Origin of the sequence: Anabaena sp. AL09, from assembly GCF_001672255.1 — a bacterium.
GTDB lineage: Bacteria > Cyanobacteriota > Cyanobacteriia > Cyanobacteriales > Nostocaceae > Dolichospermum > Dolichospermum lemmermannii.
In genome coordinates this window covers 35856-62702 of the sequence record NZ_LJOQ01000050.1, presented here as the reverse complement: position 1 = coordinate 62702, position 26847 = coordinate 35856, and the positions used below count along the sequence as shown (strand labels likewise).

At 38.1% G+C, this 26847-nt stretch carries 26 protein-coding genes and 1 tRNA gene; 17 read left to right on the top strand and 10 right to left on the bottom strand.

What is annotated here, in order from left to right; translation table 11 throughout:
- Positions 1-536 precede the first annotated feature (536 nt).
- The 4 genes from AN490_RS10270 to AN490_RS10255 all read left to right on the top strand — a co-directional run bounded on the left by AN490_RS10270 (position 537) and on the right by AN490_RS10255 (position 3991).
- The gene (locus tag AN490_RS10270) at positions 537-812 is read left to right on the top strand and encodes a hypothetical protein (protein ID WP_027402957.1); all 276 of its coding nucleotides are present in this window, start codon (positions 537-539) and stop codon (positions 810-812) included.
- A 201-nt stretch (positions 813-1013) separates the two neighbouring features.
- The gene (locus tag AN490_RS10265) at positions 1014-1958 is read left to right on the top strand and encodes a hypothetical protein (RefSeq protein ID WP_300002679.1); all 945 of its coding nucleotides are present in this window, start codon (positions 1014-1016) and stop codon (positions 1956-1958) included.
- A gap of 114 nt (positions 1959-2072) precedes the next feature.
- A complete protein-coding gene (locus tag AN490_RS10260; protein ID WP_300002675.1) occupies positions 2073-3797 on the top strand; it encodes an NFACT family protein in 1725 nt (574 codons plus the stop codon).
- The gene (locus tag AN490_RS10255) at positions 3767-3991 is read left to right on the top strand and encodes a hypothetical protein (protein ID WP_300002672.1); all 225 of its coding nucleotides are present in this window, start codon (positions 3767-3769) and stop codon (positions 3989-3991) included. The genes AN490_RS10260 and AN490_RS10255 overlap by 31 nt, the downstream gene beginning before the upstream one ends.
- A 290-nt stretch (positions 3992-4281) precedes the next feature.
- Here the strand turns inward: AN490_RS10255 and AN490_RS10250 are convergent, their stop codons facing one another.
- The gene (locus tag AN490_RS10250) at positions 4282-5868 is read right to left on the bottom strand and encodes an iron uptake porin (RefSeq protein ID WP_300002668.1); all 1587 of its coding nucleotides are present in this window, start codon (positions 5866-5868) and stop codon (positions 4282-4284) included.
- A gap of 277 nt (positions 5869-6145) precedes the next feature.
- Here AN490_RS10250 and AN490_RS10245 point away from each other — a divergent pair, with 277 nt between their 5' ends.
- From AN490_RS10245 to AN490_RS10220, 6 genes are all read left to right on the top strand, one after another.
- Positions 6146-7135 (top strand): zinc ABC transporter substrate-binding protein, encoded by a 990-nt coding sequence (locus tag AN490_RS10245; RefSeq protein WP_300002665.1) that lies wholly within the window; start codon positions 6146-6148, stop codon positions 7133-7135.
- Positions 7136-7205: 70 nt separating this feature from the next.
- Positions 7206-7988 carry a metal ABC transporter ATP-binding protein gene (locus AN490_RS10240; protein WP_300002662.1) on the top strand — a complete coding sequence of 261 codons (783 nt, stop codon included), beginning with the start codon at positions 7206-7208 and terminating at the stop codon, positions 7986-7988.
- A 136-nt stretch (positions 7989-8124) separates the two neighbouring features.
- Positions 8125-8958 (top strand): metal ABC transporter permease, encoded by an 834-nt coding sequence (locus AN490_RS10235; RefSeq protein WP_213799780.1) that lies wholly within the window; start codon positions 8125-8127, stop codon positions 8956-8958.
- Positions 8959-9035: 77 nt separating this feature from the next.
- Positions 9036-9108 (top strand) — tRNA-Phe (locus AN490_RS10230).
- A gap of 170 nt (positions 9109-9278) precedes the next feature.
- On the top strand, positions 9279-10415 hold the full coding sequence (locus AN490_RS10225; protein ID WP_300002657.1) for a site-specific integrase: 1137 nt from the start codon (positions 9279-9281) through the stop codon (positions 10413-10415).
- 314 nt (positions 10416-10729) lie between these two features.
- Positions 10730-11050: a hypothetical protein gene (locus AN490_RS10220; protein WP_015078685.1), complete on the top strand. Its 321-nt coding sequence runs from the start codon at positions 10730-10732 to the stop codon at positions 11048-11050.
- A 58-nt stretch (positions 11051-11108) separates the two neighbouring features.
- On the opposite strand, the gene AN490_RS10215 is transcribed toward AN490_RS10220, so the two are convergent.
- A complete protein-coding gene (locus AN490_RS10215; RefSeq protein WP_148763365.1) occupies positions 11109-11405 on the bottom strand; it encodes a DUF2103 domain-containing protein in 297 nt (98 codons plus the stop codon).
- 5 nt (positions 11406-11410) lie between these two features.
- On the bottom strand, positions 11411-11734 hold the full coding sequence (clpS, locus tag AN490_RS10210) for an ATP-dependent Clp protease adapter ClpS (protein ID WP_148766963.1): 324 nt from the start codon (positions 11732-11734) through the stop codon (positions 11411-11413).
- 218 nt (positions 11735-11952) lie between these two features.
- On the opposite strand from clpS, the gene AN490_RS10205 reads away from it, so the two are divergent.
- On the top strand, positions 11953-12390 hold the full coding sequence (locus AN490_RS10205; RefSeq protein WP_015078688.1) for a DUF29 domain-containing protein: 438 nt from the start codon (positions 11953-11955) through the stop codon (positions 12388-12390).
- 7 nt (positions 12391-12397) lie between these two features.
- Here AN490_RS10205 and AN490_RS10200 read toward each other — a convergent pair whose 3' ends face one another.
- From AN490_RS10200 to AN490_RS10190, 3 genes are all read right to left on the bottom strand, one after another.
- Positions 12398-13591, bottom strand: coding sequence for a family 10 glycosylhydrolase (locus tag AN490_RS10200; protein ID WP_300002650.1), 1194 nt, complete (start codon positions 13589-13591; stop codon positions 12398-12400).
- A gap of 187 nt (positions 13592-13778) precedes the next feature.
- Positions 13779-15803 carry an FAD-dependent oxidoreductase gene (locus tag AN490_RS10195; protein WP_300002647.1) on the bottom strand — a complete coding sequence of 675 codons (2025 nt, stop codon included), beginning with the start codon at positions 15801-15803 and terminating at the stop codon, positions 13779-13781.
- Between the two features lie 102 nt (positions 15804-15905).
- The gene (locus tag AN490_RS10190) at positions 15906-17948 is read right to left on the bottom strand and encodes a flavin-dependent dehydrogenase (RefSeq protein WP_300002644.1); all 2043 of its coding nucleotides are present in this window, start codon (positions 17946-17948) and stop codon (positions 15906-15908) included.
- Between the two features lie 162 nt (positions 17949-18110).
- On the opposite strand from AN490_RS10190, the gene AN490_RS10185 reads away from it, so the two are divergent.
- Positions 18111-18344, top strand: coding sequence for a hypothetical protein (locus AN490_RS10185; RefSeq protein ID WP_300002641.1), 234 nt, complete (start codon positions 18111-18113; stop codon positions 18342-18344).
- A 179-nt stretch (positions 18345-18523) separates the two neighbouring features.
- On the opposite strand, the gene rsmI is transcribed toward AN490_RS10185, so the two are convergent.
- Positions 18524-19405 (bottom strand): 16S rRNA (cytidine(1402)-2'-O)-methyltransferase, encoded by an 882-nt coding sequence (gene rsmI, locus AN490_RS10180; RefSeq protein WP_300002638.1) that lies wholly within the window; start codon positions 19403-19405, stop codon positions 18524-18526.
- Positions 19406-19426: 21 nt separating this feature from the next.
- Between rsmI and AN490_RS10175 the strand changes: the two genes are divergently transcribed.
- The 3 genes from AN490_RS10175 (at position 19427) to rpsU (ending at position 21645) form a co-directional block, all read left to right on the top strand.
- On the top strand, positions 19427-20290 hold the full coding sequence (locus tag AN490_RS10175) for a sugar kinase (protein ID WP_300002635.1): 864 nt from the start codon (positions 19427-19429) through the stop codon (positions 20288-20290).
- Positions 20291-20327: 37 nt separating this feature from the next.
- Positions 20328-21182: an inositol monophosphatase family protein gene (locus tag AN490_RS10170; RefSeq protein ID WP_300002632.1), complete on the top strand. Its 855-nt coding sequence runs from the start codon at positions 20328-20330 to the stop codon at positions 21180-21182.
- Positions 21183-21447: 265 nt separating this feature from the next.
- Positions 21448-21645 carry a 30S ribosomal protein S21 gene (gene rpsU, locus AN490_RS10165; protein WP_015078697.1) on the top strand — a complete coding sequence of 66 codons (198 nt, stop codon included), beginning with the start codon at positions 21448-21450 and terminating at the stop codon, positions 21643-21645.
- 155 nt (positions 21646-21800) lie between these two features.
- On the opposite strand, the gene AN490_RS10160 is transcribed toward rpsU, so the two are convergent.
- The 3 genes from AN490_RS10160 to AN490_RS10150 all read right to left on the bottom strand — a co-directional run bounded on the left by AN490_RS10160 (position 21801) and on the right by AN490_RS10150 (position 24009).
- On the bottom strand, positions 21801-22688 hold the full coding sequence (locus AN490_RS10160) for a hypothetical protein (RefSeq protein WP_168651400.1): 888 nt from the start codon (positions 22686-22688) through the stop codon (positions 21801-21803).
- 60 nt (positions 22689-22748) lie between these two features.
- Positions 22749-23258, bottom strand: a complete 510-nt coding sequence (locus tag AN490_RS10155; RefSeq protein WP_168633760.1) for a hypothetical protein — start codon at positions 23256-23258, stop codon at positions 22749-22751.
- A 103-nt stretch (positions 23259-23361) separates the two neighbouring features.
- Positions 23362-24009 (bottom strand): class I SAM-dependent methyltransferase, encoded by a 648-nt coding sequence (locus AN490_RS10150; protein WP_168695110.1) that lies wholly within the window; start codon positions 24007-24009, stop codon positions 23362-23364.
- Between the two features lie 111 nt (positions 24010-24120).
- Here AN490_RS10150 and AN490_RS10145 point away from each other — a divergent pair, with 111 nt between their 5' ends.
- Positions 24121-25776 (top strand): glycosyltransferase family 39 protein, encoded by a 1656-nt coding sequence (locus tag AN490_RS10145; RefSeq protein WP_300002618.1) that lies wholly within the window; start codon positions 24121-24123, stop codon positions 25774-25776.
- Positions 25777-25808: 32 nt separating this feature from the next.
- The gene (locus AN490_RS10140) at positions 25809-26711 is read left to right on the top strand and encodes a hypothetical protein (protein WP_300002615.1); all 903 of its coding nucleotides are present in this window, start codon (positions 25809-25811) and stop codon (positions 26709-26711) included.
- Positions 26712-26847: the final 136 nt, after the last annotated feature.

The window sequence follows — 26847 nt, the reverse complement described above, 5'->3', positions numbered from 1 at the left end:
GGAAAAACCTCTTAGAAGCCATTCTAAGACCGTGATGAAGCAGGAAGTAAACACTAAGGTTATCGCTGTCCAGATGTGTCTAGACTTTGGTGATTTTGGGTAAGTTTTATAGAACGGTTCTCCCCAAGCGACTTAGGGTATGCCCTACCCTAGTTGCCTTGCAGCAAGTTCTTTTTTCAGTTGAAGCAAATCCGCTTCAAAATTCTGAGCGCCTAGCACCTGTAAATCTTTTACCTATTACCAGGAGGAAGCTAGAACAATGTAATAGAACCCGATAGATTTAATTGTCAAGGTACAGTGTCTGCGGTTTAGGCAGCAATCGGGTTTTTAAACAGGTTGATTACCCTTCCTGTATAGGTAATATTATCCATAAAATGCTAAATTATGGCAAGAGAAAATAGAAATTGAGTAAGAATTGATGACGGGGATTAAAATCCTACGAATCGCTTATATCTCACAGGCTTTAGCCTCTGAGCTTTACGCTTACCGGATATTCCTGTAAGCTCTAAACATAGTTGCAGTTAGACGGTGAAATGATGGAAGTTCAAGAAATCAAAAAATTCCCTAAGCCCAGGAAACCAGACAGCGAATCCCAAAATTTTCAGCACGTCAAGATCCTTGACTGCAACGAACCAGTATGCAGGGTAATTTGTGAATGTTGGCACTGCAAACAGGGGATATTATCTGAGGTAGACGTATCATCTTCACAGTATTTAGAGGTAGAATGCCCAAGTTGTGGGAAAACTGCCGTGAGGTTGATGGCAGAAAAGGTGATTTCCACTACACCTATCCCTTCACCCTGGCAAGGATGAGTGAATTTTAGATTTTGGATTTTGGATTTTGGATTTTGGATGATACTCTACTCTTAACGGTTGAGATTTGAACTTTTACAAGATTACCAAAAACCCAGATATGTAGGGGTTTAGCACTGCTAAACCCCTATGTTTTACCATAAGCGATCGCCATCACCCAAAAAATGTTAAATTAATCATTCTGTCTTTAAATTAATGTCAATGACTCGCTTTATACATGATCAATTTGCTAAACAATATCTAACGGAATTATTAACGCCTTATGGAGAAGTAGAAACCAGCAAAGATATTACCGCAGAAGTCAGACAAATAGACGTATTATTTATTCCTTCACCCCAACCAACACAAAGTCTAGAAACACTAGGAATACTGGGGAAAATGGTGACAAATTATGCCATATTTGAACCATTCCGTAATGCCGTCAGCAAAAGTGAAACTCGCAGTTGTATAGGTAAATTGTTTGACATTCATGCAGACCTAGAACGGCAAGCAAAACGTAATAATACGCGAATAAATGAAGCAGAATTAGCTCAATTATGGATTTTTACACCTACAGTATCATCAGAAATCCTAGAGATTTTTCATGGGACTCTGGATGAAACAAACTGGGGAAAAGGTATTTATTTCTTGCCAAAAGGATTTAAAACCGTAGTTGTGGCGATTCATCAACTACCGAGTACACCCGAAACACTATTTTTGAGGGTGTTAGGCAAAGGGAAAGTCCAAAGACAAGCAGTAGAAGAATTAGAAGCACTAGCCAATAATAGTCCGTTCCTTTCGGATATCATACAATTAGTACATAACCTAATTGCTGTGTTATCGGCTCGTCAGCGTCAAGAACAAGATATTGATAAAGATGATCAGGAGTTAATTATGAAATTGTCTGAAATGTATCAACAACAATTAGAAGAACTGAAAAAACAAGGACTTCAAGAAGGACGACAAGAAGGACGACAAGAAGGACGACAAGAAGGTATAGAAAGAGAACGACGCGCTATGATTGAAAGTATATTGCAATTACGTTTTGGTGCAGTTGATTCACAGTTAGCAACAATTATCAACCCTCTAATTGCAATGTCCAGAGAAGAATTCACGCCTTTGCTTCTACAATTGTCTCGTGAGGAATTATTAGCTAGATTTGAGTGAATCTTACTAATTGTATTTGTGATATAGACTTAGCAAGCTGAAAAATATTTATTTAATGAACCAAGAAAATAATCAAGAAAAAAGTAATTTTGTCGTCAAAAAGGGGTAATTGTTTTGCAACCCCTGGACTTTACCGCTTTAACCGCCGCTTGTGGCGAAATCCGCGCTAATTGGTTGCCTGCACGCATAGAACAGGTATATCAGCGCGATCGCTTTACCATTGCCATTGCCTTACGCACCTTAAATCAACGGGGTTGGCTGGATATTTCCTGGCATCCCCAAGCCGCCCATATTTGTATTAGTGAACCACCACCACGCGCCCCAGATACTTTTACTTTTAGTCAACAGTTAAAACACCAATTGGGTGGGTTGGCCTTAGTAGGAATTGAAGCGATTTCCCCTTGGGAACGGGTAATTGATTTACAATTTGCCCGTCGTCCTGAAGAAACAGCCCTGTATCACCTTTATGCGGAAGTGATGGGCAAATATAGTAATGTGATTTTAACTGATGCTAGTAATGAAATTATCACTGCTGCCCATCAAGTTAGTCACCAACAATCTAGTGTTCGTCCGATTCAAACTGGACAAAATTACGAAACACCACCGAAACTGACGGGAAAAGTCCCTAATTTAAGCGAATCTCTAGAACGTTGGCAAGAACGGGTAAGTTTAGTCCCAGGGGGAATTAAACGCCAATTACTCAAAAGTTATAGTGGGTTAAGTTCGGCTTTGCTAGATACGATGCTGTTGGCGGCAAATATCATCCCAGATACGAATACTGATGAACTTACTCCCCAAGATTGGCAAAATTTATTTCAACGTTGGCAAGAATGGTTACAAGCTTTAGATTTAGGTGAATTCCAACCTGCTTGGACAGAAAATGGATATACGGTGATGGGTTGGGGTGGAGTTGCACCCACAAAGAATATTCAAGAGTTACTTTACCGTTATTATTCTGATCAACTGAATGAACAGTTATTTGGGCAACTGCGTCATCAGTTAAGTCAGAAATTATTGAATATTTTGGGTAAATTACGCACCAAAGCGAAAACTTTTAGCGATCGCCTGCAACAATCAGATCAAGCTGAAGAATATCGTCAAAAAGCTGACTTATTAATGGCTAACCTGCACCATTGGCAACCGGGAATGCAGGAAATAATTTTACCAGATTTTGAAACCGAACAGCCAATAGCGATCGCTCTTTTGCCCGATAAAAACGCCGTCCAAAATGCCCAAAAGCTTTATAAACAGCACCAAAAACTCAAACGCGCCCGTGCGGCTGTTGAACCGCTACTATTTGCAGTTCAAGCAGAAATTGACTATCTTGAACAAGTAGAAGCCGCAATTTCGCAAATAGACAAATACCAAAATCCAGAAGATTTACAAGCTTTAGAAGAAATCCGTGATGAACTCATTGGGCAAAAATATCTAGAAAACTTAGAATACCGCAGCCGTAGCACCAACGACACCCCCGGCACTAATTTTCATCGTTACCGCAGTCCGAGTGGCTTTGAAGTCCTCATTGGTCGTAATAACATCCAAAATGATCAACTAACATTCCGTGTCGCTGGAGACTATGATTTGTGGTTTCACGCCCAAGAAATTCCGGGGAGTCATGTTCTCCTGCGTCTAGAACCGGGTACAGTGGCAGAAGAAGCTGATTTACAATTTACGGCCAATCTAGCAGGTTATTTCAGTCGCGCCCGTCAAAGTGACCAAGTACCAGTAGTTTACACCCAACTCAAGCACGTCTACAAACCCAAAGGCGCAAAACCAGGACTTGTGGTTTATAAACAAGAAACGATTATTTGGGGGAAACCGCAATTGGTCAGTTGTTAGTAGGGGCGAAGCATTTGGAAGATAAATTATCGATCATTGCCAAAAATAGTTCTCCAAATGCTTCGCCCGTACAGTTGTTATTGGGAAGAAATATTCCCCCTGCCCCCTGCCTCCTGTTCCCTGTTCCCTGTTTCCTTTTCCCTCATCTTTCCTTGAACAGAAAACTTACTCATCGAAAGACAGATATTTTTTGAGATATTTTCATGAAAAAATTGTACTGCCTGTTACAATCTTGTTAAGAAAAGTTGCCCGTTGAATTTTGGGAACGCGCAATTTGGTTTTGACTCTACTGAGAAGACAACTCGAACAACGTTTTTTTATAGGCCAGCCCTGTGGGAGGGGTTGGTCTTTTTGTTGTCATTCTCAAAATTACGTTAATCACACTCATCATAAACGTAAAAATCACAGTTCAGACATCTTTGCCCCCAAGGAAACAGAAACAACATCTGAACTATGATTTGTGAGATTTATTTGATTGCTTTGATTAGAAGCTGAAGGTAGTTCTTAAAGCACCAATCACTACATTATCATTGTTATCATTGTGATCTGGGGCTGTTAGCCAAATCACAGCAGGAGTAAGGGTGATATTGTCGCTGAGTTTGTATTGATAAAATCCCTCAATGTGATAAGAGGTATTTGGATCTTTCGTAACTCCAACAACGTTAGAACTTGTGACTTTTGGTTCCATACCAACTATCACACCAGCCAAATTACCTTTTTTACCCAAATCAGGGAATCCAAGGGTAACAGCATAGTTAAAAGTGTCAACTTCTCCCTTTGTACCCGTCAAAACTTGACTGTTGGTATAACCAGCCCAACCACCAAGAACAAATTTCTTGCTAATCCCTAAAGATGCTTGAACACCATAGGAATTGCTAGAAAATGGCACATCCAATATACCATCTAAATTAGTATCCAACGGTTTGAGTGTTGCTTTATTACTGCCAGTGAGTAATGGTTGATTGTAGGAATTGATATAAGTTAAACCAAGAGAAATGCGATCGCTTGGCTTGACAGTTAACTGCGCTAAAGCACCATAATTCCCATCAAACAGACCCTTTCCAGGGGTAGGGTCATTAGCCGTACTACTTAAATAGCCTAAACTGAGGGCTATTTTATCGCCAAACTGATGGTTAACTGCTATACCTTTATCACCCAGTTGTCCATAAATTGGGTTTCTTGTGCCAAAAGTAGACACAGCCCCAAAAGCACCATCACCATCAAACAGGTTAACTGTACTGGTAACATCGTCTGCTGCACCACCAGTAGCAATTAGTTTTACTTGTGTATTCTTGCTAACAGGAAAGGTATATGATAGAGTTGCTATGGAAAAATTGTTACTAGGATTGCTACTAGCAAAAAACAAGTTTCCTTCTGGAGTATTAATATTGGGACTATTAATATTATTACTTTCCAGTCTAGCAAGAAGTGTGTCTTTGCCTGTAAAACTGCTGACAAACTCCAATCGTGTTCTCGCAGCTAAAGTAGTATTTTTCCCAGGAATATCCGCACCATTGACCTTTTTATTTGTCAACACATCACTAACAACTGCCACAACTTGCCCTTGTAGCTTAGTGGTGGTAGAAAATTGATTAGCTTCCAATTCAGCAGTTTTGGCTTCTACTGTATCTACACGCCCCCGGAGGGTGACTAATTCTGTGGAAAATTGCTCTTGCAATTTTTGGATTGTTGCTAAGTCTTGTTTTGTCGTCAAATCAGCGGTAGCAGTAGCAATTAATTCATTGACTCGATCTAAACAAGCATTCAAACCGGCTGCAAACTCGTATCTTGACAACGCCCGATTACCACGAAAAGTCCCGTTGGGATAACCTGCAATACATCCATAGCGTTCTACCAATGATTGTAAAGCCTGAAATGCCCAATCACCAGGTTGAACATCGGATAACTGAGATACGGAGGTAACTTGAGATACTGCCTGTTCTTGACTATTATTAACTTGTTGTTCTGAATTATTTGTTGGTAGTGTTTCTGCCCATGCACCAGAAGTCATACATAGTATGGAACTGATAACGCTGGAACTGGTAATCAAATAGGTCCAAAATTTTTGCATTTTTCCTCACACCCGTGTTTAAAGTTGATAATGCTACACTTGAGTTAGTACAGCTATTAATAGTGATTTTTAATATACTACAATCCTAAGTTAAGTTGATCACAATAAAAAGTTAAGAAATAATAAACTGGAAGTATTTTAAGTATACGGCAATATTACCTGAAATTCCCAAATATTCTGTAACGCTTGATACAGTAGCGTTTTTTGATGACTTATATGAGAATGGATCTTATTATAAGATATAATGCCAATGCAGTTTTATTGTCAACCTCAAACCATGAGAAGCTCTAGAGAAGTTAAAATAGATAGAAAAACCAGAAATTTCTTACCTCTGATTACCTTAATAATATTGTCAATAGTTTATGGATGTAACAATCCTAACAGTAGGGAGGTTGTAAAAACAGAACCAGCCCCAGTCCAAAAATCACCAAAAACTAAGGTAGTTACCACATTTTTACCAGTTTATTTGTTTACTAAAGCGGTAACTGGAGATGTAGCAGATGTAGAGATTTTAGTTAAGCCTGGTACAGAGATACACGAATATCAAGGGACACCGACTAATGTAAAAGCGATCGCTACAGCGAAGATATTAGTCAAAAATGGTTTAGGCTTAGAGGAGTTTTTGGCAGATACAATTAAAAATGCCGGAAATTCTCAATTAGTGGAAATTGATGCTAGTAAAGGTATTCAAGCTATTAATAAAATTTCCCCCATAGATAAAACACCAACAGGAGAAGATGATCATGATCACGAACACCAATTTGGAAATCCTCATGTTTGGCTAGATCCAGTTTTAGCAAAACAGCAAATCATCAATATTCGAGATGGTTTAATTATCGCAGATCCGGTCAATAAAGCCAATTATCAAACCAATGCAGCCGCATATATCCAGAAATTAGATAATTTAAATAATGAATTTCAGCAGACTATCAAACAAACACCAAACTGCACCTTTATCACTTTTCATGATGCTTTTCCCTATCTTGCCAAACGTTATAACATTAAACAATTAGCAGTAGTAGAAATTCCTGAAAAGCAACTTTCCCCAACAGATGTGCAAAAAGTGGTGAATACAGTCAAAAAATACCAAGTTAAAGCCCTATTTAGCGAACCAGGGTTAAATAACAAATTACTCACCAGCATTTCCCAGGATTTGGGGTTAACTGTGCGGACTTTGGATTCTTTAGAAACGGGTGATACCAATCCAGAGTATTATTTTAAGGCAATGAAAACTAATTTGGAGAGTTTAGCCGCTGGGTGCAAGTAGCAGGAAAATTCAAATCTCATTATTTCCCATCTATCACTATAAATTATTGGCATCTCAAATCCTAAATTCCATGACTGACGCACAAGCAGAATTTACATTACCAATATTAAAAGTTTCCGGGTTAACAGTTTATCAAAACAGCTATTTAGCTGTGCGAGATGTTTCATTTGAATTGTTAGCAGGAACAGATACAGCTATAGTTGGTCCAAATGGGGCTGGGAAAAGTACCTTAATCAAAGCTATTTTAGATTTAATTCCTCGAAGTACGGGAACAATTGAAGTTTTTGGTCGCCCCATTTCCAGACTAGGAAATTTGCAGAATCAGTTGGGATATATGCCACAAAACTTTATTTTTGATCGCAGTTTTCCAATTTCAGTTAGTGAATTGGTGGCTTTAGGAATAGGGAATAGAAAACATTCATTTTTCTCAAAATTTTGGCAACAAAACCGGGAAACATCAGCAGCAGTCACCGCAGCTTTACACCGTACTGATGCTTATCGCTTGCGAAATCAGGCTATTGGCACTCTGAGCGGTGGTCAACTCAAACGGGTATTATTGGCTTATTGTTTGGTAACACCGCGAAAATTGTTAGTATTGGATGAAGCTTTTGCAGGGGTAGATGTCCAAGGAACAACGGATTTTTATGCTTTGTTAAATGAATTAAAACGAGAAGAGAATTGGACAGTGTTGCAAGTTTCCCACGATATTGATATGGTAAGCCGTCATTGCGATCGCGTCATCTGTCTAAATCAAACTCTTGTCTGTTCTGGTAAACCAGAAGTAGCCCTTTCCCCACAAAATCTTTTAGCTACTTATGGACCAGGTTTTAGTCGCTATGAACATCATCATTAGGGAACAGGTAATTGGTAATTGGTAATTGGTCATTGGTAATTGGTAATTGGTAATTGGTAATAAACTATTCTTCTTCCTTCTTTCTTCTTTCTTCTTCCTCCTGAACTCCTGACTCCTGACTCCTGACTCCTCTTATATGACCATTAACTATCATGATTTGCTGAATTTATTACAATTTCCCTTTATGCAGCGTGCCATTATGGGTGCTGTGTTAATGGGCATTTTAGGCGGTTTATTGGGTAGTTTTGTTACTTTACGACAATTATCCTTTTTTAGTCATGCCGTTGGTCATGCAGCCCTGGTTGGTGTGGCATTAGGCGTGTTACTCAACACTAATCCTACTTGGATGTTACTCCCTTTTACTTTAATTTTTGGGGTTGTTGTTCTCTACCTAATTGATAAGACTGATTTGGCTAGTGATAGCGTTCTCAGTATAGTGCTATCTGGGGCGTTAGCAATTGGTGTAATTCTCACCAGTTTTATTAAAGGATATCGCGGTAACTTAATGGGGGTACTATTTGGCGATATTTTGGCTATAGATAACACAGATTTAATTTTGACGCTATTGGTACTTGTTGGTAGTAGCGTTTTTTTATTATCAACTCTGCCACAACAGATTTTATTAACTCTTAATCCTGATGTTGCTCAAGTACAAGGCGTACCTGTGCAATTATATCGTTATGCTTTCGTTGTTTTGCTTTCCCTCGCTGTAGCTGTGGCGATTAAAGCCGTTGGTGTTTTATTAGTAAATGCGTTTTTAGTGATTCCGGCTGCTACAGCCAAACTTATGAGTCACCATTTCAGCCGCTTTCTGATTCTATCGGTGGTTGTCGGCTGTAGCAGTAGTATCGCGGGAATGATGGTTTCTGGGTTATTTAACCTAGCTTCTGGTCCGAGTATTGTTTTTGTGCAGTTTCTGGTATTTGTGACTGTGTTTACCTGGGTGAAGTTGACAATGAAGGTTAGCTAAAATTATTTTAAATAACCCCTTGACTTATCTTTTTTTCTATGCTAAATTCAATATCGGTGGTGAAGCAAAAGCCCCCTGCCGGGATAGCTCAGTTGGTAGAGCAGTGGACTGAAAATCCACGTGTCACGAGTTCAAGTCTCGTTCCTGGCATTAATTAGAATAGCTAAAATCCTTGTTAATCAAGGTATTTGGATAACTCCTGCTGGAATTAAGTAAATTTCTAGCGGGAGTTTTTGTATTTTTGGGTTTGACTATGAATTGACTATGATGATATAGAGCAGAGGAGAAATGATAGTCAAAAGGACGGAAGGAATATGGTAATGAAGGTGGAACAGAAAGCATCTAAAGGTTCAGTCGGTGTCGAAACGTTCCAAGACAGACTCAAACTGCGTTTACCATGTCACTTATTTGGGGGGAAACAAAAGTATCTCACTTTGGGAATTTCAGATACATCAGAAAATCGTAAGCTTGCTGAGGCTAAAGCTAAACAGATAGAATCAGATATTGCATTTGAACGCTTTGACCCGACCTTAGCTAAATATAAACCTCAAATTCATTTAACCCTTGTTGCTCCCACAGAAAGTCAACAACTACCAATATTAATTGAGTTATGGGATAAGTACACAACTTATAAGTCTAAAACTTTGAGTATAACGACTATTAATAAGGATTTCAAGAAAACTAGAAACCATATTGCCAGTTTACCAACTCATAAGCTTTCAGAAGCGGTAATAATCAGAGATTTCTTGCTAGAGAAATTAACACCAAATGCAACGAGGCGTGTTTTAACACAATTAAAAGCTTGTTGTGATTGGGGAACAGATTGTGAGTTGATTAGTAATAACCCATTTATAGGGATGTCACAGAAGGTAAGAGTAGCTGTGAAAGATGAAGATGAAACAATCAACCCATTTAATAAAGGTGAGCAAGAACAGATTATTGCAGCTTTTGAGAGGAATATGTACTACAATCACTACACAAATTATGTTAGATTTCTGTTTATGACGGGTTGTAGGACTTCTGAAGCTATAGGGTTAAGTTGGGGTCACATCAATAGTAATCTAACGTTAATTACTTTCAGTGAAGCAGTTGTAGAAGGTAATCGTAAAGATACCAAAACTCATAAGAGCCGTAAATTCCCTATTAATCAATCACTCAAAGAGTTGTTACTTTCCATTAAACCAAGTAATCCTAATGCAGATACACCAGTCTTTAAAGCTCCCAAGGGCGGTTTAATTGATGCTCACAACTTTCTTAATCGAGCATGGAAAACTGTATTATCTGGGTTAAATGTTCCTTACCGTCCCCAATACCATACACGACATACGTTTATCACAAATTGCTTAGAAACTGGTGTGAGTGTGGTACAGGTTGCTAAATGGGTAGGTAATTCACCTGAAATAATTATGAAACATTACGCAGGTACAATAAGACAGGTTCAAGTTCCTGAGTTTTAACTGCAATTATCAGACTGCCAATAGTTTACGATCCTACTCATTACTTAATCTGCTACTTGCCACGATGTAATAATGATTCGACTATGAAGATGAATGACTATCAGTCATTCCACTCAAAATAGTTAGCATTGATGAAAAATATCACTCAAAAACACACAAAGTCAACAGCCTAGTTCCGAGGTGAGTATCGGGATATGTGAAGAAAGTTGTTGAGGAATTGCGCTTTGTAACTATTTTGGATAACTCTGAGGCATATTCCTTTAGACTAGGTTTCCATGGGAATATCAAAACATTGAAAATGGAGACTAGGACAAATGCCTACGGTAAATTTATGTTGCCATGAGTTTGTAGTTGCTATTTCCTCCGTCGCTTGTATAGTTGGTCTATGGTTATTGAAGGATCATAATCAAGCAATAGATGATTTTCAAGAAACAGAACAAAGTCTTTTAACAATGAGCTTTGCTTACTGGTTAGTATATTGCATCGCCTTTGGGATGGAAAAAGTATTTTTATTCAATTGGGAAGCTGTAATTATAACTTTGAGAATTACTACAGCTTTGTCATATTTCTTAACATTTTCTTGTATCTTGAGTTTGCCGTTACATAAATTTGCAGTTCATAAAATTGAAGAATAATCAAAAGTCAAGGTTAGAACTATATTTAGCTCCAACCTTGCTATTGTAAATTCATAATTTAGGCAATTCTCATAGCAATAGCGATCGCACCTTCGAGTTGTTCCTGGAGTAAAGTTGTGAGGATAAATACCTCTTGCACAGTTTTGCCTTGACGAGCAATGATTTTATAACCACCGCGAATGGGTACAGACACACGCAACTGCATTTTTGGTGCATGACCTCTAGCTCTACCAATCACCGCAGGTGTCACCGTCCCAATACCATCCTCTCGACACAAACGTTCTAAAATAGGAATTAGACCGGGAATATGGGTAGAGTGATTCCAAACTAGCCTACCATCGGTGGGTTTAGACATAATGATTAGGCTGCTTCCAGGGGAGCCATTGTCAACCCAGCCCGACGGAGTTGTTGGTGGTATAATTCCGCTTGTTCTTGGGGTCCTGTCCAGACAATTGCTTGTCCTTCATGGTGGACTTGATTAGTGAGATCCCAAGCGAGATCCCCCGACATTCCCGGAATATACTTCATTAAACACTCAGCTACGTGCTGGAAAGTATTGAAATCATCATTCAATACAATTACCTTGTAATTAGGATAGGTTTTCCGAGTCACTTGATTAACTCGGTCAGGTGTCACAGTCGGTGCTGAAGCCATACTGTACACATCTGCAAGTCTTGTCACCATAGAAAAATGAGCCAAAAACGACGTTGTACAAACTGACATTAGAAATAACTAGTTTAATCCATTGCTGACTGAGTTAGTAGTCAGACACAAGCCGATAATGTGTAAAAATATTAATTTATATCTATGAAATAATTAACATTTTACCTTTTAATAACTTCGTATATGAGATATAGAATACAATTGAACTAAGAATATATAAACCTATAATAGGTGCGAAAATGAACACTTTTCTCCTCTATACAAGCGACTTTCATGCTTGGACTCAAGAACAGGTTAATTTACTCAAAACTCAACAATGGGATACATTAGATACTGTCAACCTAATTGAAGAATTAGAAACCTTGGGAAGAAAAGAAAGACAAGAATTCAGAAATAGATTAGCTGTGTTGCTAGGACATCTATTAAAATGGCAATTCCAAGCAGAAAAACGCAGTAGTATTTGGTTGAGTACGATTCGAGAACAACGGATTCAAATCAAACTACTTTTACAAGATAGTCCTAGTTTAAAACCTTATTTAGAGGAAGTTTTTCTCACCGCTTACGAATTAGGTTTAGCATTAGCAATGAGAGAAACTCAATTAGGTCAACAGGTATTTCCCGAAATATGTCCATACACTTGCGAACAAACCCTTAATTCTGAATTTTTACCAGATTAATATTTAGTTAAGGTAAACCACCTGACTTGATGATAAAGCTGTTTAAGTTAGAAGCTGTTTCTTCTGGTTTTCCAGATGCTGGAAAAATTAAAACACTCTTGACATCAGGATTATCTACTAATTCTTTTAAGCGGTGGAATTGTTTCTCACTAATAGCAATTCCCGCCGAATTTTTCACATAATTTAGTTCCTCTTGAAAATTAGCATCATTATAAGCTTGGATAAATACTCTATCTACCTTCCATTTTTGCCAATCAGCCGCAAAATATCGTTTAGCCCAATAGGGGTTATGATGGCAAATATCAAAACTAACAGTTGAGTTAGCTTGTTTCATTCCCATAATCATTTGCTGGACAAAAGTAGTTAACTTAGCAGTGCGATCTACTTTACCAGGTAATTCAGCATGATAACCTAAATAATCATCCCATTGGACAGCATCAATTTTGGGATACCTTTGGACAAATTCTACTAAGATATTTTTGAAGAAATTAGCAACTTCAGGAATTTCCACATCAAGAACAGAATGATCAATGCCAGAATAAGTTTTATCTATGCCAGGGACAATCCATTTGTGAGAAATTGCTAAATCAAAAATCGGGCTATTTTTATCTATTTTGATTCCTTTTTCAAAATAAGCATGGACTTGTATCCCCTGTTTATGTGCCTCATCAATTACCCAATCTAGCCATTGATCTTGAAATAGATTTGGACAACTTTTATAACCTAAAGTTTGCTGCATCACCTTACTATTGTACATCGTACAACCATTACCCCAAACACCGTGAATAATAGTATTAAAACCTTGAGAATGGTAGTAACGGACTCTTTCACGAATCGTTTTTTCATCAGCATTATTAGTAATTTGATAACGACTTAAATAAATGCCTCTAATGACTTTTTTCTCCCAAGGAGTTGGAGGTAATGGTATTTTTTTAGGTATAATTTTTTTGATTGCAGCTTGTTTCTGATTAGGAGAGATATTGACAGGTTTTAATGGCGAAGAAGTAGGAATTAGAGAAGCAACTGGTGTAGGATTCAAAATTGGAATAGCAATTTGTTGCATCTGAGGTAAAAATTTGCTGATATCTAAATTTCCTTTCTGGCTTAACCACCAATAACCACCTCCGAAAATAACTATAACTAGAGAAAATGGAATATTTGCACATCCACATCCATTTGGTTCTTTTTTTTGTTGCGACATAGTAAGATAATAATTGTTGCTAATCTCGTGTTATATACAATTTCTCAAAAATTAAATGACCCATAGACTTGATTAACATAATAAGCTACAAGTTTACTTTTTTCCTTTCCAGTTAAAAGTCGAAAAATCTGATCACAATTAAAAATAATCATCAGGGTTTACATCGTAAACCCCAAAGATACTAAACTTACCGCCAATCGTCCCAATTTTCGTTAAAAATAGAAGTATCAGGAAAAGCCGTAGGATTCCCATTTGCTTCCAACAGCTTTCTTAAAATTTGTAATTGTGGTTCTTGTTTAGGTAAATTATCAACCAATTGATAGGGTGCAATTCCTTGTTTGAGTGCAAAACTGGCCACAGTTCCCGCAGCCGCACCAGAAGACCATTCAAAAGAATGAACTCGATAAGCAGCAGCCGCAATATGACTTGTAGCAATACTTTTTCCTCCTACCAATAAATTATCAATTTTTTGGGGAATCATTGCCCGTAGGGCAATTTGGAAAGGATAAGCTTGTCCTGCACCGCGTCTTTCTCCCGCACGTTCAGTATTACCAGGTGCTTCTACTGGACTTTTTGCCATACATGGATGAAAATCTATGGCATAATGACCAATACCCACAGCATCGGGGTAAATTGTGGAACGAGTTCTTCGCATAGCTTTTTCTGGGGAAATTCCCCCCCTAATTACAGATGTTGCTTCCAAACCTGATACAGTTGCTTTTAAACTGCGATACATATTTGCTGGCAGAGTTTTCTGATAATATTGATCATTATAATTACGACGAGAAATATCAACTTCCCAAATGCCAAAACCATCCGGTTGTCCCCAACTCGGACGACCAATAATCCTTCTTCCTTCCCGCATATAGGGGTATTTAGATAACCCATGAACTGTCCCCATTGGCGAATCTAAACCTGTTAAGAAACGGATATTTGTTTGCGGTTGTTTCACACCATTACCTAGTTGAGAATCTGTAGTTCCTGCATATAACCAATAAAAAAAAGAAAATGCCTTTTCTTCAGCTTTACGCAGGGTTTCTGTGCGTAGTCCTCCTTGCCAACCTCCAGGTTTTAGCTGTCCAGAATTTTCTAATTGTTGACGAGTATAAATGAGATTATCTGCGGCTGTTCCCGGACGGTAATCATTTCCCCAAGTCCAGTTTTGCATGGAAATATCCCCTGGTGTGGGTGCAGTAAACTTCACCCCATTAAATGTAGTTAGTTGTCCTTTTTGGGGACTCCAAATTCGCCGATAGGTAAAGACTAAATCAAAGTTTGCTAATCGTTTTAATTCATAACTAAAATATGGTGAATATTGTAAATAAAATGGGGGCATTGTTTGTTGCTGCGCTGCTTTTGTTGCCTCCATTGCAAAGGTATAAGTGAAACCTTGGGGACAATAAGGATCATTTGTAGTGCTAGAAGATGAAGGTTCAAGATAGGAACGGGCATCAATTCCTAGACGATAGGGAACATTTGCTAAAGCGATAATTTCCCCGGTTTCACTTGCGTCTATAATGTACCATTTTCCTGGGTTATTTTGAGATTGTTTGGGGAGAAACTGAATAATAGTTTTACTCAAACGAGATGAGTTTTTATAACTATAAGCATCTTCAATGGTTTGAGATAAGGTATTAGTATTTAGAGGTGGTTGATTTTTTGCTGGTTGATGTTGAATTGCTATGGCGTTATTAATAATTTTGCCATCTTTGCTAATTTGTAGATCTTTAATTACCGTATTGGGAAACCATTGTAATTTTCCTTTACCTTTTTTTTCCGCATCTTTGAGCATTTGTGTCATGATATTGTGGGCATCACGAGGCAGAAAGCAGGAGTCACTCACCCAACAATCACCAGGGTTAAGTTTGCCATATTTGCGTTCAATACGGTTTCTTAATTCGGAATAACCGCGAGAATAGAATTGTTTATCTCGTTGAGTTGGTCTTTCGTCTAATGCAGATGTTCCTTGAGAAGAAATTTGTCCCCCTAACCAGTCGGTTATTTCTGTTAAACAAACTGTGCGTCCTGCAAGTAAACCTTCATACGCTGTAGCGACTCCTGAGAGTCCACCACCCACAACGAGAAGCTCACAGTTAACGATTTTATCTGGGATACGTGGAGGGGTAGCGGTGACGGCATAAGGGATGAGAAAGGTGGTAAATAGGCTGAAGCTGATGAACGTTTGCAAACGTTTTTTGTATCTACGGTTCATAGAAGAGGGATAGAGTGGAGTTGAAACCGAATAAGTTGTGAAATTAAGGATTTTAGAAGTTTTAGGACTCCAAAATCCCCAATTCCTTGATAATATATGAAACTAACGCAATGCCGGCGGTAATCGTGGTCTACCTGTAGTAATTGCATAGTTAATTACTAACAATTGTAACCATAATCCTGGAAAGCGATTTTCTAACCAAGATTGATTCCATTTCAAAAATTGCGGCAACCATATTCCCAAAATAACACTGATGAAAGCATGACGAGCAAAGCTGACATAATTCCCAACCCAACGTAATAAATCTCGCCAACCAGCTAATTGCCAAATCCACAATAATAAAGCCGGATTTTTCATAGCTGCTTTCAAAGCTAGACGGTTAAAAGTGAACCAATCACAACGGTCTTTAATGAAATTATCAGTTACTTCTGGGGTTTCATCTGTTAATAAGCCAAAGAAAGTATTCAGCATCGAATTTATCATTTGGGGGGCGATAAATCTGCCCGTGGGAACCATCATTCCCTTAGAAAACAACCACATTACAGCCACATTGCTTTGGTAAGCTCGAATTTTATTTAAGTGCTGCTGACTCAATAAATCATGTTTAAGGGCAATATTTAACAGAGTAGTTAATCGGTCTAAATTGCGGACTAAAGAACCAAAACCAGTAAAAACTAGCGGAGATTGCAAAGAAGCAGCATCACCAATGGCAATTAATCTATCAACTGCAATTGTGCGATCGCTACTATCTGCGCTAAAATGTCCTGGGATATAGCCAAAAGTTGGTTTCCTCCAGACTAATTTATCTAGATCACAACGCCGATATTCTGGCAAAATTGTGAAAAAGTCCTCATACATTTCCAACAAAGAACCAGGATTTTCTTCATTTACTTCATGATAGTGAAATAGGTAAATTGTTAATTCTTCACCAACACCAGGAAACAACTCCCAAATTAACTGTCTACCTCTCGAAATATCCCCATGACTGTAAAGAACATCCCCATATTCAGAATCCCAAACCCCAGGCTCAAAGCCCTTTTCAATCACTGCTCCCACCGTTGGACACACACTATCAAAAGCCCGACCACCATTTAATTGCCAAGCAATTGGTGAAGCCGTTCCCATTGCGTCTATCAATAAACGTCCACTCACCTGCTGTTCATTACCAGTAGGCAAATGTTTGACGTTAATCGTAACTTGTGTAGGACTAATATTCACTTGGGAAAACTCCGTTTCATCCCAAATATCACCACCAGCGGCTTGAAGTTTTTGCCCACATAATGCCAGTAACCTTTCTGAATCTAAAGCTATATTTAAGACTGTGGGAGTATGGAGAACAGAGGATTTCAAATTAGAGGGATTATTACCATCAAAAAACTTATTAAAACCGTCTTTATATTCCCTAGAAATAATTTCTGCTAATTCAGCATTGGTGAGCAAACCCAAATTTATTAAACTTTGGATTTCATCACGGGAAATATTCCATTCTCGGTTCATTTTACCAAAAGGTAATCTTTCCACCAACAGCACCTTATAGCCCAATTTAGCCATGACTGCGGCATGAATTGACCCCAAAGCACCACCAATATAAATGAGGTCATACTGAGGACTAGCAGCAGGGGAGAGGATAGGTGATATTTCCTGACTATTCCCTTGATAAAATACTACTTGACGAGGCTTTTGAGGATTTCTTACCCCTTCTCGCCACCTTTGCTCCCACCAGTAAGCGCGCTTGAGGTCATATTCTCCATTAGGCATTTTCTGAAAATACTTGACAGTTAGAGGATAATAGGGTTCTAACTCTGCGAAAATTGATTTTTGGGGATCAATGACAGGTGGTTCTGGGTAGCAATTGGGAAAGCGACTTCTAATTTTCCGCGTTAGAGATTGGAGAATGCGTCTCTCCTGGGGAAAAGGTTTATCTCCCCAACGGAATACTTTTAGGTAAGTTGTCCGCTGCACCGACCACACAAATACAGATAGTTCTACGCTATTGGCAATGGTACTTTTAGCCGCACTTTCCAACCGAAACCCATCTGGGGTGATGAATTTTTGACTATTTTCGACAACGAAATCTGTTTGTAGCCATTTGCTTACGGATACTGTATCGGGTGTAGGAATTTCTAAATAAAGAAGTTCTTGCATATTGTTCTGATATCTCATAACGAATCTACTCACTCAGACAGATTAAAAAAAGGCAGAAACTAGGTTAGACTCTGCGCTAATTAACTTCATAAAGATTCCATAAAGAATTTTAATGATTTATCAATTTTATTGTTCATGTTGTAAATTTCCTAAACCCATGCCATGAATTATCCTATCCCAGACAGTCCCCAAGAAATATCTGCATTAAGAAAACAGCCAGTTGATGAAGAATTAGTGGCTGCGGTAATTGCTGGTGTAATTAGAGTAGTTCGCGCTCAGGGTCAGTCTTTAGATCAATTAACTACCCAGGTATTAGCGGATGATAAAATGTTAGATAGACAACAAAGGTGCTGGTTAAGTCAGTTGGTTGCCCAAGCATGGGAAAATTTTCCTTAATGCGCTGATGATATACAAGTATGTAGACGAGAGAAGACTTCCACTCACCCCTGTCCACCGCCCAAACCGCCTAAACCTAAGAGAAACCACCCCCCTCATATCCAAATGCTACAGGGAGGTGTGCTTTGAGGTCTTGTTTAGTTGCTGTTTTGTCAAAACTAATATTTTTATAATGAATTTTACTCAGGTTGTGTAATAATTTCAGATTCAAGATTGATTTCAATTGCCAAAGCTAGTTGATACAGATAGCGACGAGATAAAGAAGTATCTTTTGCTAACTGACGACTAGCTTGGGAACGGGAAATCCCCTGGTGCATAAGCTGTAATAACTCAGCTTTGAGTTCTGTTTCTGTCAGTTGGATTTGACTCGGTGGATTTCCTGCTACCAAGAGAGTATATTCTCCTTGGGGTTCTCTTTGGGTATAATCAGCGATCGCATCCTCTATTGTTCCTCGCCAAAATTCCTCGTATAATTTAGTTAGCTCCCGTGCTATAACTAGAGAGCGATCGCTTCCTAAAACTGTCCCCAAATCTGCTAAAGTATCCCGCAATCGGTGAGGTGATTCATAGAAAACCAAAGTTCGAGATTCACCTTGCAAAGATTCCAAATATTTCTGGCGTTGTTGACTTTTAGCCGGTAAAAAACCATCAAAAATAAACCTATCTGTGGGTAATCCCGCCGCACTCAAAGCCGTAATTACAGCACTTGCACCGGGGATAGGCACAACAGTGATACCATTATCAATACAAGCCTTAATTAACTCATATCCTGGGTCAGAAATTCCCGGCATTCCCGCATCACTTACCAAAGCGATCGCTTTACCATATTGTAAATGCTCTAATAATTCAGGAATACGACTATGACTATTATGTTCATGGTAACTAATTTGGGGAGTTTTCACCTGAAAATGCTGTAGTAATCTGCCTGTGTGGCGTGTGTCTTCTGCCGCAATCATATCCACTGCTTGCAAAATTCTCACCGCTCTAAAAGTCATATCTTCGAGATTACCAATGGGTGTAGCGACAATATAAAGTGTTCCTGGTTTTGGTTCAGTTTGCATATTAATTTAACAAAGTTATCAATGATCAAATCTGGCTTATTTGTGGGTTTAATTACCTTAGATTTAATTTATCTCGCGGACTCTCCTCCCCAAAATAATCAAAAACTTGTTGCCACTGACTATACTGTATCAGCAGGAGGACCAGCAACAAATGCCGCCGTCACCTTGAGTCATTTAGGCAACCAAGCTACAGTTTTAGGTGTATTGGGTTCCCACGATATTACACAGCTAATTCGTAGCGATTTAGAGAATTACCAAGTCGCAATTATTGACTTAGACTCCCATCGCCATACACCACCACCCGTTTCTTCAATTATTGTTACGCAAGCTACAGGAGAAAGAGCGGTAATTTCTATTAATGCCATCAAAACTCAGGCAAATATTACCTCTATCCCCGCAAATATTTTACAAAATATTGATATTGTCTTAATTGACGGACATCAAATAGAAGTTAGCAAAATCATTGCCCAAATGGCTAAAAAACAAAATATTCCCGTTGTCATTGATGGTGGTAGCTGGAAACCAGGATTTGCAGAAATATTACCTTTTGTAAACTATGCTATTTGTTCTGCTAATTTCTATCCCCCTAACTGCAAAAATCAGCAAGATGTTTTTGCCTATTTGCAAAATTTTAACATTCCTCACATTGCCATTACTCAAGGAGAAAATCCCATTCAATACTTAAATTGTAGTCAATTTGGTGTGGTAAATGTGCCAAGAATCCAGCCCGTTGATACACTAGGAGCAGGAGATATTTTTCACGGTGCTTTCTGTCACTATATCCTGGAAACAAATTTTATAGAAGCATTAGCACTAGCTGGTAATACTGCTACGGAAGCGTGTAAATATTTCGGTACGCGCCCTTGGCTAAATTCAAATATTTAATGTTCATTTTTCCTATTCCACCCAAATTTATCCTCAAATGAAAGACCTATCCGAAATATTAACAATTGCGCGGTCAGTTGGTTGGGGTGCAGCCAGTCTCCTCAGTTCTTATTATCATGGTACTATCGCTGTACCAAATTTAGATATTCAATATAAAGACAATGAACCCGTTACAGTTGCAGATTTGGCTGTTAGTGAATATATCTTGTCACAGCTACAAGCCGCTTTCGGGAATGAAGACTTTGGATATATCAGCGAAGAAACTCATAAATCAGAACAGGGAAAAAATCCTGCTGAGTGGGTATGGATAATTGATCCATTAGATGGGACAAGAGACTTTATCAACAAAACTGGAGAATATGCCATTCATATTGCCTTAGTGCAAGGAACACAGACAATGTTAGCCGTCGTGGCAGTTCCAGAGACACAAAAGTTGTATTATGCCACCAGAGGCAGTGGGACTTTTATCGAAACCACAACTGGTTCTATGCCTGTGCGACTTAACTCCCATAAAAATATCCAAGATCTAATTTTGGTTGTTAGTCGCTCACACCGCAACGATAGGTTAGAATATCTCTTACAGCACTTGCCCTGTCAAAATCAAAAAGCGATTGGTAGCGTCGGTTGCAAAATTGCAGCAATAGTTGAACAGCAAGCAGATGTTTATATTTCCCTTGCCGGTAAATCCGCACCGAAAGACTGGGATATGGCTGCTCCCGAACTTATATTAACGGAAGCAGGTGGCAAGTTTACCCATTTTGACTGCACGCCATTAAAATACAACACCGGCGACATTCATCAATGGGGGGAATTACTGGCGAGTAATGCTCAAAATCATGAGGAACTATGTCAAGAAGCACAAAGCATTCTCACACGGTTTGCTTCAAACTAAAATAGTATTGATCGGGGCAAATTCCCTAACAATGCTCAAAGTTTTGTGGGGAAATTTTGCTCATCATGGGTTAATATTCTCATATAGTGTTATAATGGGGGAGGTAAGGATTATTTTCGGTTGAGATCGCAATCGCTATTAAGTCCAGTAAAAAAAAATTAAAATCTAGAGTATCCAGCAGATACAGTCCTAGACTAAACGCCGCTGGAATATTTTATTTTGACTTTAGTTCTCAAATATTAATTTAAACTACGGAGGAACAGGAATGACACAAGTGGTCTTAGGTGAAAATGAAGGAATTGAATCAGCACTGCGAAGATTTAAGCGGGAAGTTTCCAAAGCGGGAATTTTCCAAGATATGCGGAAAAAGCGTCACTTTGAGACACCTTTAGAAAAAGAAAAGCGCAAAGCTATAGCTAGACACAAACAACGTCGTCAACAACGTTCTCGCTTCAAACGATAAGTTTTTAGTCTTGTCTGCTGCAACTGGAAATCCCGACGGATTTCCTGTTAATTGAAACAAATTACAAGTAGTTACCAATGATATCAAGTACAATTTATGCAGTGGTTAGGGGCGAGTTTATCCTGCCCCTATTTGATTTTTTGTGCAATTAACTGCTAGATTTCAGCGATCGCTCGTTCAATTAAGCGGCGTGCTAATGTCTGCGTACCTGTGTGTTCATAGTAGTTTGTAGACACGTCTAGGAATGCGGCTACATAGTCCAATTTATCATCAGCAAAGTCGAGAAAACCTTTGCAATGTCCTAAGACTTTTTGGGCTGTTAAAGCATTAGCTGTAACAATACCATTCATCCAGCCTTTAACTCCGTCTAAACTGTTGCCAATAAAGTCGATTTTACCACCCACACCATTACCGGGAATTGTATCTTGGATGGTTCTAAAAGTCGGGTTTTGTTGTAACTCTTGAGGGTTCATTTGACTAATCATTGATAATGATTTATCAATGAAGTCGGGTCCGAGGGGAATTAAACCATCAACACAAATTAATGCCACCATGCGGATCAGTGATTCGCCACCATACTCACCTAAAGCAGCAACAAAATCACCAATGCTGTCCCCAGGAATGCCATTAATTTGACAAAAGGCGACTAATTCAGCAACTACTTTCAAGGTTAAGTCAATAGTTTGCGCTTTGTCAGGTTTGGGGGTCAAAGAGTTTAAAAAACCGAACAGGGGAATTGTTTGACCAACTTTGTTAGCTAAAGCGGCTGCACCTAAAACTTTATCTGTACCGTCAACGGTTTGATACAGCCAGAGGGCGGTTTGATAGCCTTGGGATTTGTCGTTAAATAGATAAATCGCTCTTTCGCCAATTTGTTGAATTAGGTCTTCGTCAGTTTCACCAGTAACAGTTTTAATGGTATTCACAAAACCAACAGTATTTTGCCATTCACCAGGAGCAACAAAATCCAAAGCTTTCAACATGGAAACAGTCAAGTTACTGGTTGGTAATTCGTCAACTAACTCGAAAATTGATTTACTCACAAAAGTCTCCTTGTGTATGTTTTGTATTAACGTCGGTTGTTAGTTAGGGAAGCGATTAAACTATTTCAACGTTGCTAAACCATCGAGATTAAATTTTTCTATCCAGGCTGCGCGATCGCTCGCAGTAAATGATGGACTTTTAGAAATTACCTTGACTTGGTACTTATCCACCAAAACCGAAGTTTGAGTGTTACCAACTTTTACCGCAGGATAACCGCCTATTTTTTCAGTGCTGTTAGCAAATTTAGCTGCTGCTCCTGGTATGCTGCTAGTATCAGAAATAGCGAGTTGAGCAACTACTTTGCCACCTTTTTTCAAGTTTGCTTCAGAAAAGCCTTTTTTCTCTTGGGTATAGACACGATCATAGCCATCTTCGCTACTGGGGAAGAATTTATTTAATTTACTACCCTGAGTTGCACTTTTAACTACTGCCTGTCCACTTCTTTGCTTGGTACTTTCTTGTTGTACTTGATCAAAACGACTAGGTGCTTTTGTCGAGCAGGCTGTAGTTAGTAGTAGGATTGATAGCAATACAGCAGCTAAAACTCTCCGCCCATGATTTTTCACCATTTTTGGCTTCTCCTTAATACTTGAGCTTGTGAGGCAATTATCAACTATTTTGCCATTTACAAACTAGAAATTTACTTTTAAATAATGATTAGAGGTAATAATACTACGCAAGACGTTGAGCTATCACCGCATACAAAGGATCTCCTCCTGGTACCCCCAACCACTGTAAAAAACCTGGTGCTGCTGACTTTGAGCAAATCACTTCTGGGGTGGTGAATCCAGGAACTGAGGCAAAATAGCCCTTGACCAATTCTACTCTAAAAGCTTCCGAACCGTCTCGCCAGACTTGAATTGCCTTTTGAAAAAACATCCGGTTAGAAAAACTAATAATTGCTATCCCACCGGGTTTAAGAATGCGGTGTATTTCCGAAAATATAGCCTCTGGGTATTGGATATATTGCACAGAAACACAGTTAATAACAGCATCAAAGTCTTGATCTGGAAAAGGTAACTGGGGATTTGTGTTGATATTTTGGACAAAGTAATGATTTAACTGGGGATTTCGGGCTAATTCTTCAGCATTTAGTCCATGTCCTGCTACATGAGCAAAATCTATATCTGTGGGTAGATGCGATACCCAGCTACTCATCAAATCAAGAATACGAGTATTTGATTGCAGTCGCTGACGATATAAATCAGTTAATTGTTGAATAAAACCCTCATCTACATGAGTGACAAAGCGAGGGTAACTATAGAATAATAGATCATCCGATTCATCTAATTTAATGCGTTGACTTGGTTGCAGGAGCATAAACGTCTTTTTTCCCCGATTTGAAAATTTTGAATAGTATTCTAATTGATAAGTTATTTTTGATAACTTAACTTATTCTACATGAGTAAATACTATATTTACTATTCATAAATGTTTTTTAAATCACCCCTAATTATTTTGATTATCCAATTAATTCGGCTATTTTGGCAATTACCATATCCCAAGTTGTTAATTTGGCTACTTCCTTTATTGTTATTTACTTCTGGGGAAACCAGTCTCATGGCTCATGATGAAACCCTTTATGCGTTAAGAGCCAGACAAATGTTGGAAACTGGTGACTGGGTATCTCCTTGGGGTAATCCTCATCATAAAACCCCTGGTTTTTATTGGTTAATTGCTATTTTTTATCAGCTATTTGGTGTTAGTGATATAACTGCGCGAATACCAACAATGATTGCGGGAATTTTGAGCATATTTGTTATTTATAAAGTTGGGAAAATTTTACTATCTCAAGAATTAGCATTTTTGGGAATCATGATTTTAAATGTAGCATTTTTGTGGTTGCAATATTGTCGGTTAGCCACACCAGATGTCCCAACTATCTTATTAGTATTTATGGGAATTTTCTCCCTATTAAAATCTGACATAGATCCTCGAAAACGATATTTTTATGGTTTTATAACTGGGTTAAGTTTTGGCTTAGGCTTTTTAATGAGAAGCTTAATGATTTTTTTACCAATGATAGCATTATTACCTTATTTAATTATAGATCATCGCCGTCATCGTCATTTAACTAACCCCATGTTGTATTTAGGGTTTTTAGTGGGTTTAATTCCTAGCTTAATTTGGCTTTATTTTAGTTGGTTGCGTTATGGTAGCGATAGTATTGGGGCTTTATTGGGATTTGTCATAGAACTAGGTAGTCATGAACAACATAAAAATGGCATTTTCTTTTATGTGTGGAATCTAGCTTTAAAATCTTTTCCTTGGTTATTTTTTAGTTTATTAGGTTTAGTATTAGTCATACGGCGTTCAATTTCTAAATATCCATTAATATTAATCGGTTTTCCTGTTGTCTTATTTACTGAATTGAGTATATTTTCTACTCGTTTCTCTCATTATAGTCTTGGCCTTTATCCATTTATTGCTTTTCTAGCTGCGGTGGGTTTAGATTGGTTAGGAAAAATTTACCAAAAAGGATTTGATGATCAATATTCATCTCATCAAATGATTTATTTACCCAGAAATATTAGTTACGCTTGGGGAATATTAGGCGTTATTTTAGTTTTAGCTGGAACAGGTATTTTAATTTGGGGTGAAGTAGATATTCACAAATATGCAATTCTAGGAATATATTCTGGTTTTGGCAGCTTAATTGTACCATTAATCTGGATAGGTAATTTTCACTATCACCAAAAGTTTTTGACTTCTCGTTATTGGCTAGGTGGGATATTAATTAGTTGTTGGTTATCTCTAGCTACAGCGGGTAATTTAGGTTTATTAGGTGATTTTAATCCGAATTTTAGAGTATTTTATCAACAAGAATCAATTAATAAAATTTTGCATAATCATCCTATTAACTTTGTCAAAGGAACAGGATTTAATGATAAAGAATCTCTATTAATTTACTTTTATACACCCCAGTATGGTAAAAGTGTAGATTCAATTTCTCAGTTACCTATTTTTAGTTATGCTTGGATTTATCAACCAAGTTTTGTTAAGTTACCAATACCTTATCGGGTTATTGGTAGTTTTAAAGATTATCAATTAATTCAGGTTGTATCTACAAATAATTCTGATAAGTGAAAATACAAGATAAATCTGATTAGATTAGGTTTATGTTAAAATACGAGAATATTCTCGATTATTGTAATTTCACAATGAAAAAATTAATTCCCGCAATTGCTGTAATTCTTAGCTGTGTATCTTTGATAGGTTGCGGTAGCGCACCCAAGGATACCGTTAAAGAAGATGCAAGTAATAGTGTCACGCAAAGTCAAGCGCAAACTTTTCCAGTAGCAGCTACCGAACAGGAGAATAAACAAGAATCAGCAACACAGGAAAATAAAAATAATCAGGAAGAGAAGAAAAAACAGGTTCGTAAAAATCTGGATAAAAATCCTAAAAAAACCGAAAGTAATCAACCAAAGGTGGGAACAGTTAAGGAGTTGGTTAATGGTGATTTAATGTGTTACGTCACTTTAGTAGATAAAAAAGGCATTGAACACAATGTTGGTGCGAGTTTTGATATTTGTGCTGACGAGAAGAAGTTTGTCAATAAAAAAGTCCGTGCTGTTTATGAAATACAATCAGTTAGTGATTGTCAAAGTGCAGAACCTTGTGGTAAAACTCGCAAAGAATCCATTATTACAAAAATGGAAGTTGTGAGTGAAGGTGCAGAGGAAAAATCACCAAGCAGTAATTCCAAAAGTGGTAAATCACAAACTTTAAGTAATGGTGAATGGACGATTACTTTGAGTAATACTGATTCTTGGAATGGGGTTAATGGTACAGGAAATGTGAGTTATCAAGGATGTGATACTAATGGTAAATGTCTCAAGTTAACAGGTGGTAAAGTTTCCTGTCGAGATGGTAAATGTGTTACAGGTTGGAAAAATGGGGATTATGTCTACATTTTAGAACAACCGATAACTGAAGATGGTAATTCTACTTCTACTTTAATAGTGAGAAAAGATAATACTGAAATTTTGAAGACTACAGACTTGAAATTGCTGAATTGAGGTATAAAATTCAAAAATTCCATCTCTCAAACTCTGACTCTCTGAGCAAATCTGGGCAACCACAGGGGGTTTGCCCCTAGGCAAATCTGGGCAACCACAGGGGGTTTGCCCCTAGGCAAATCTGGGCAACCACAGG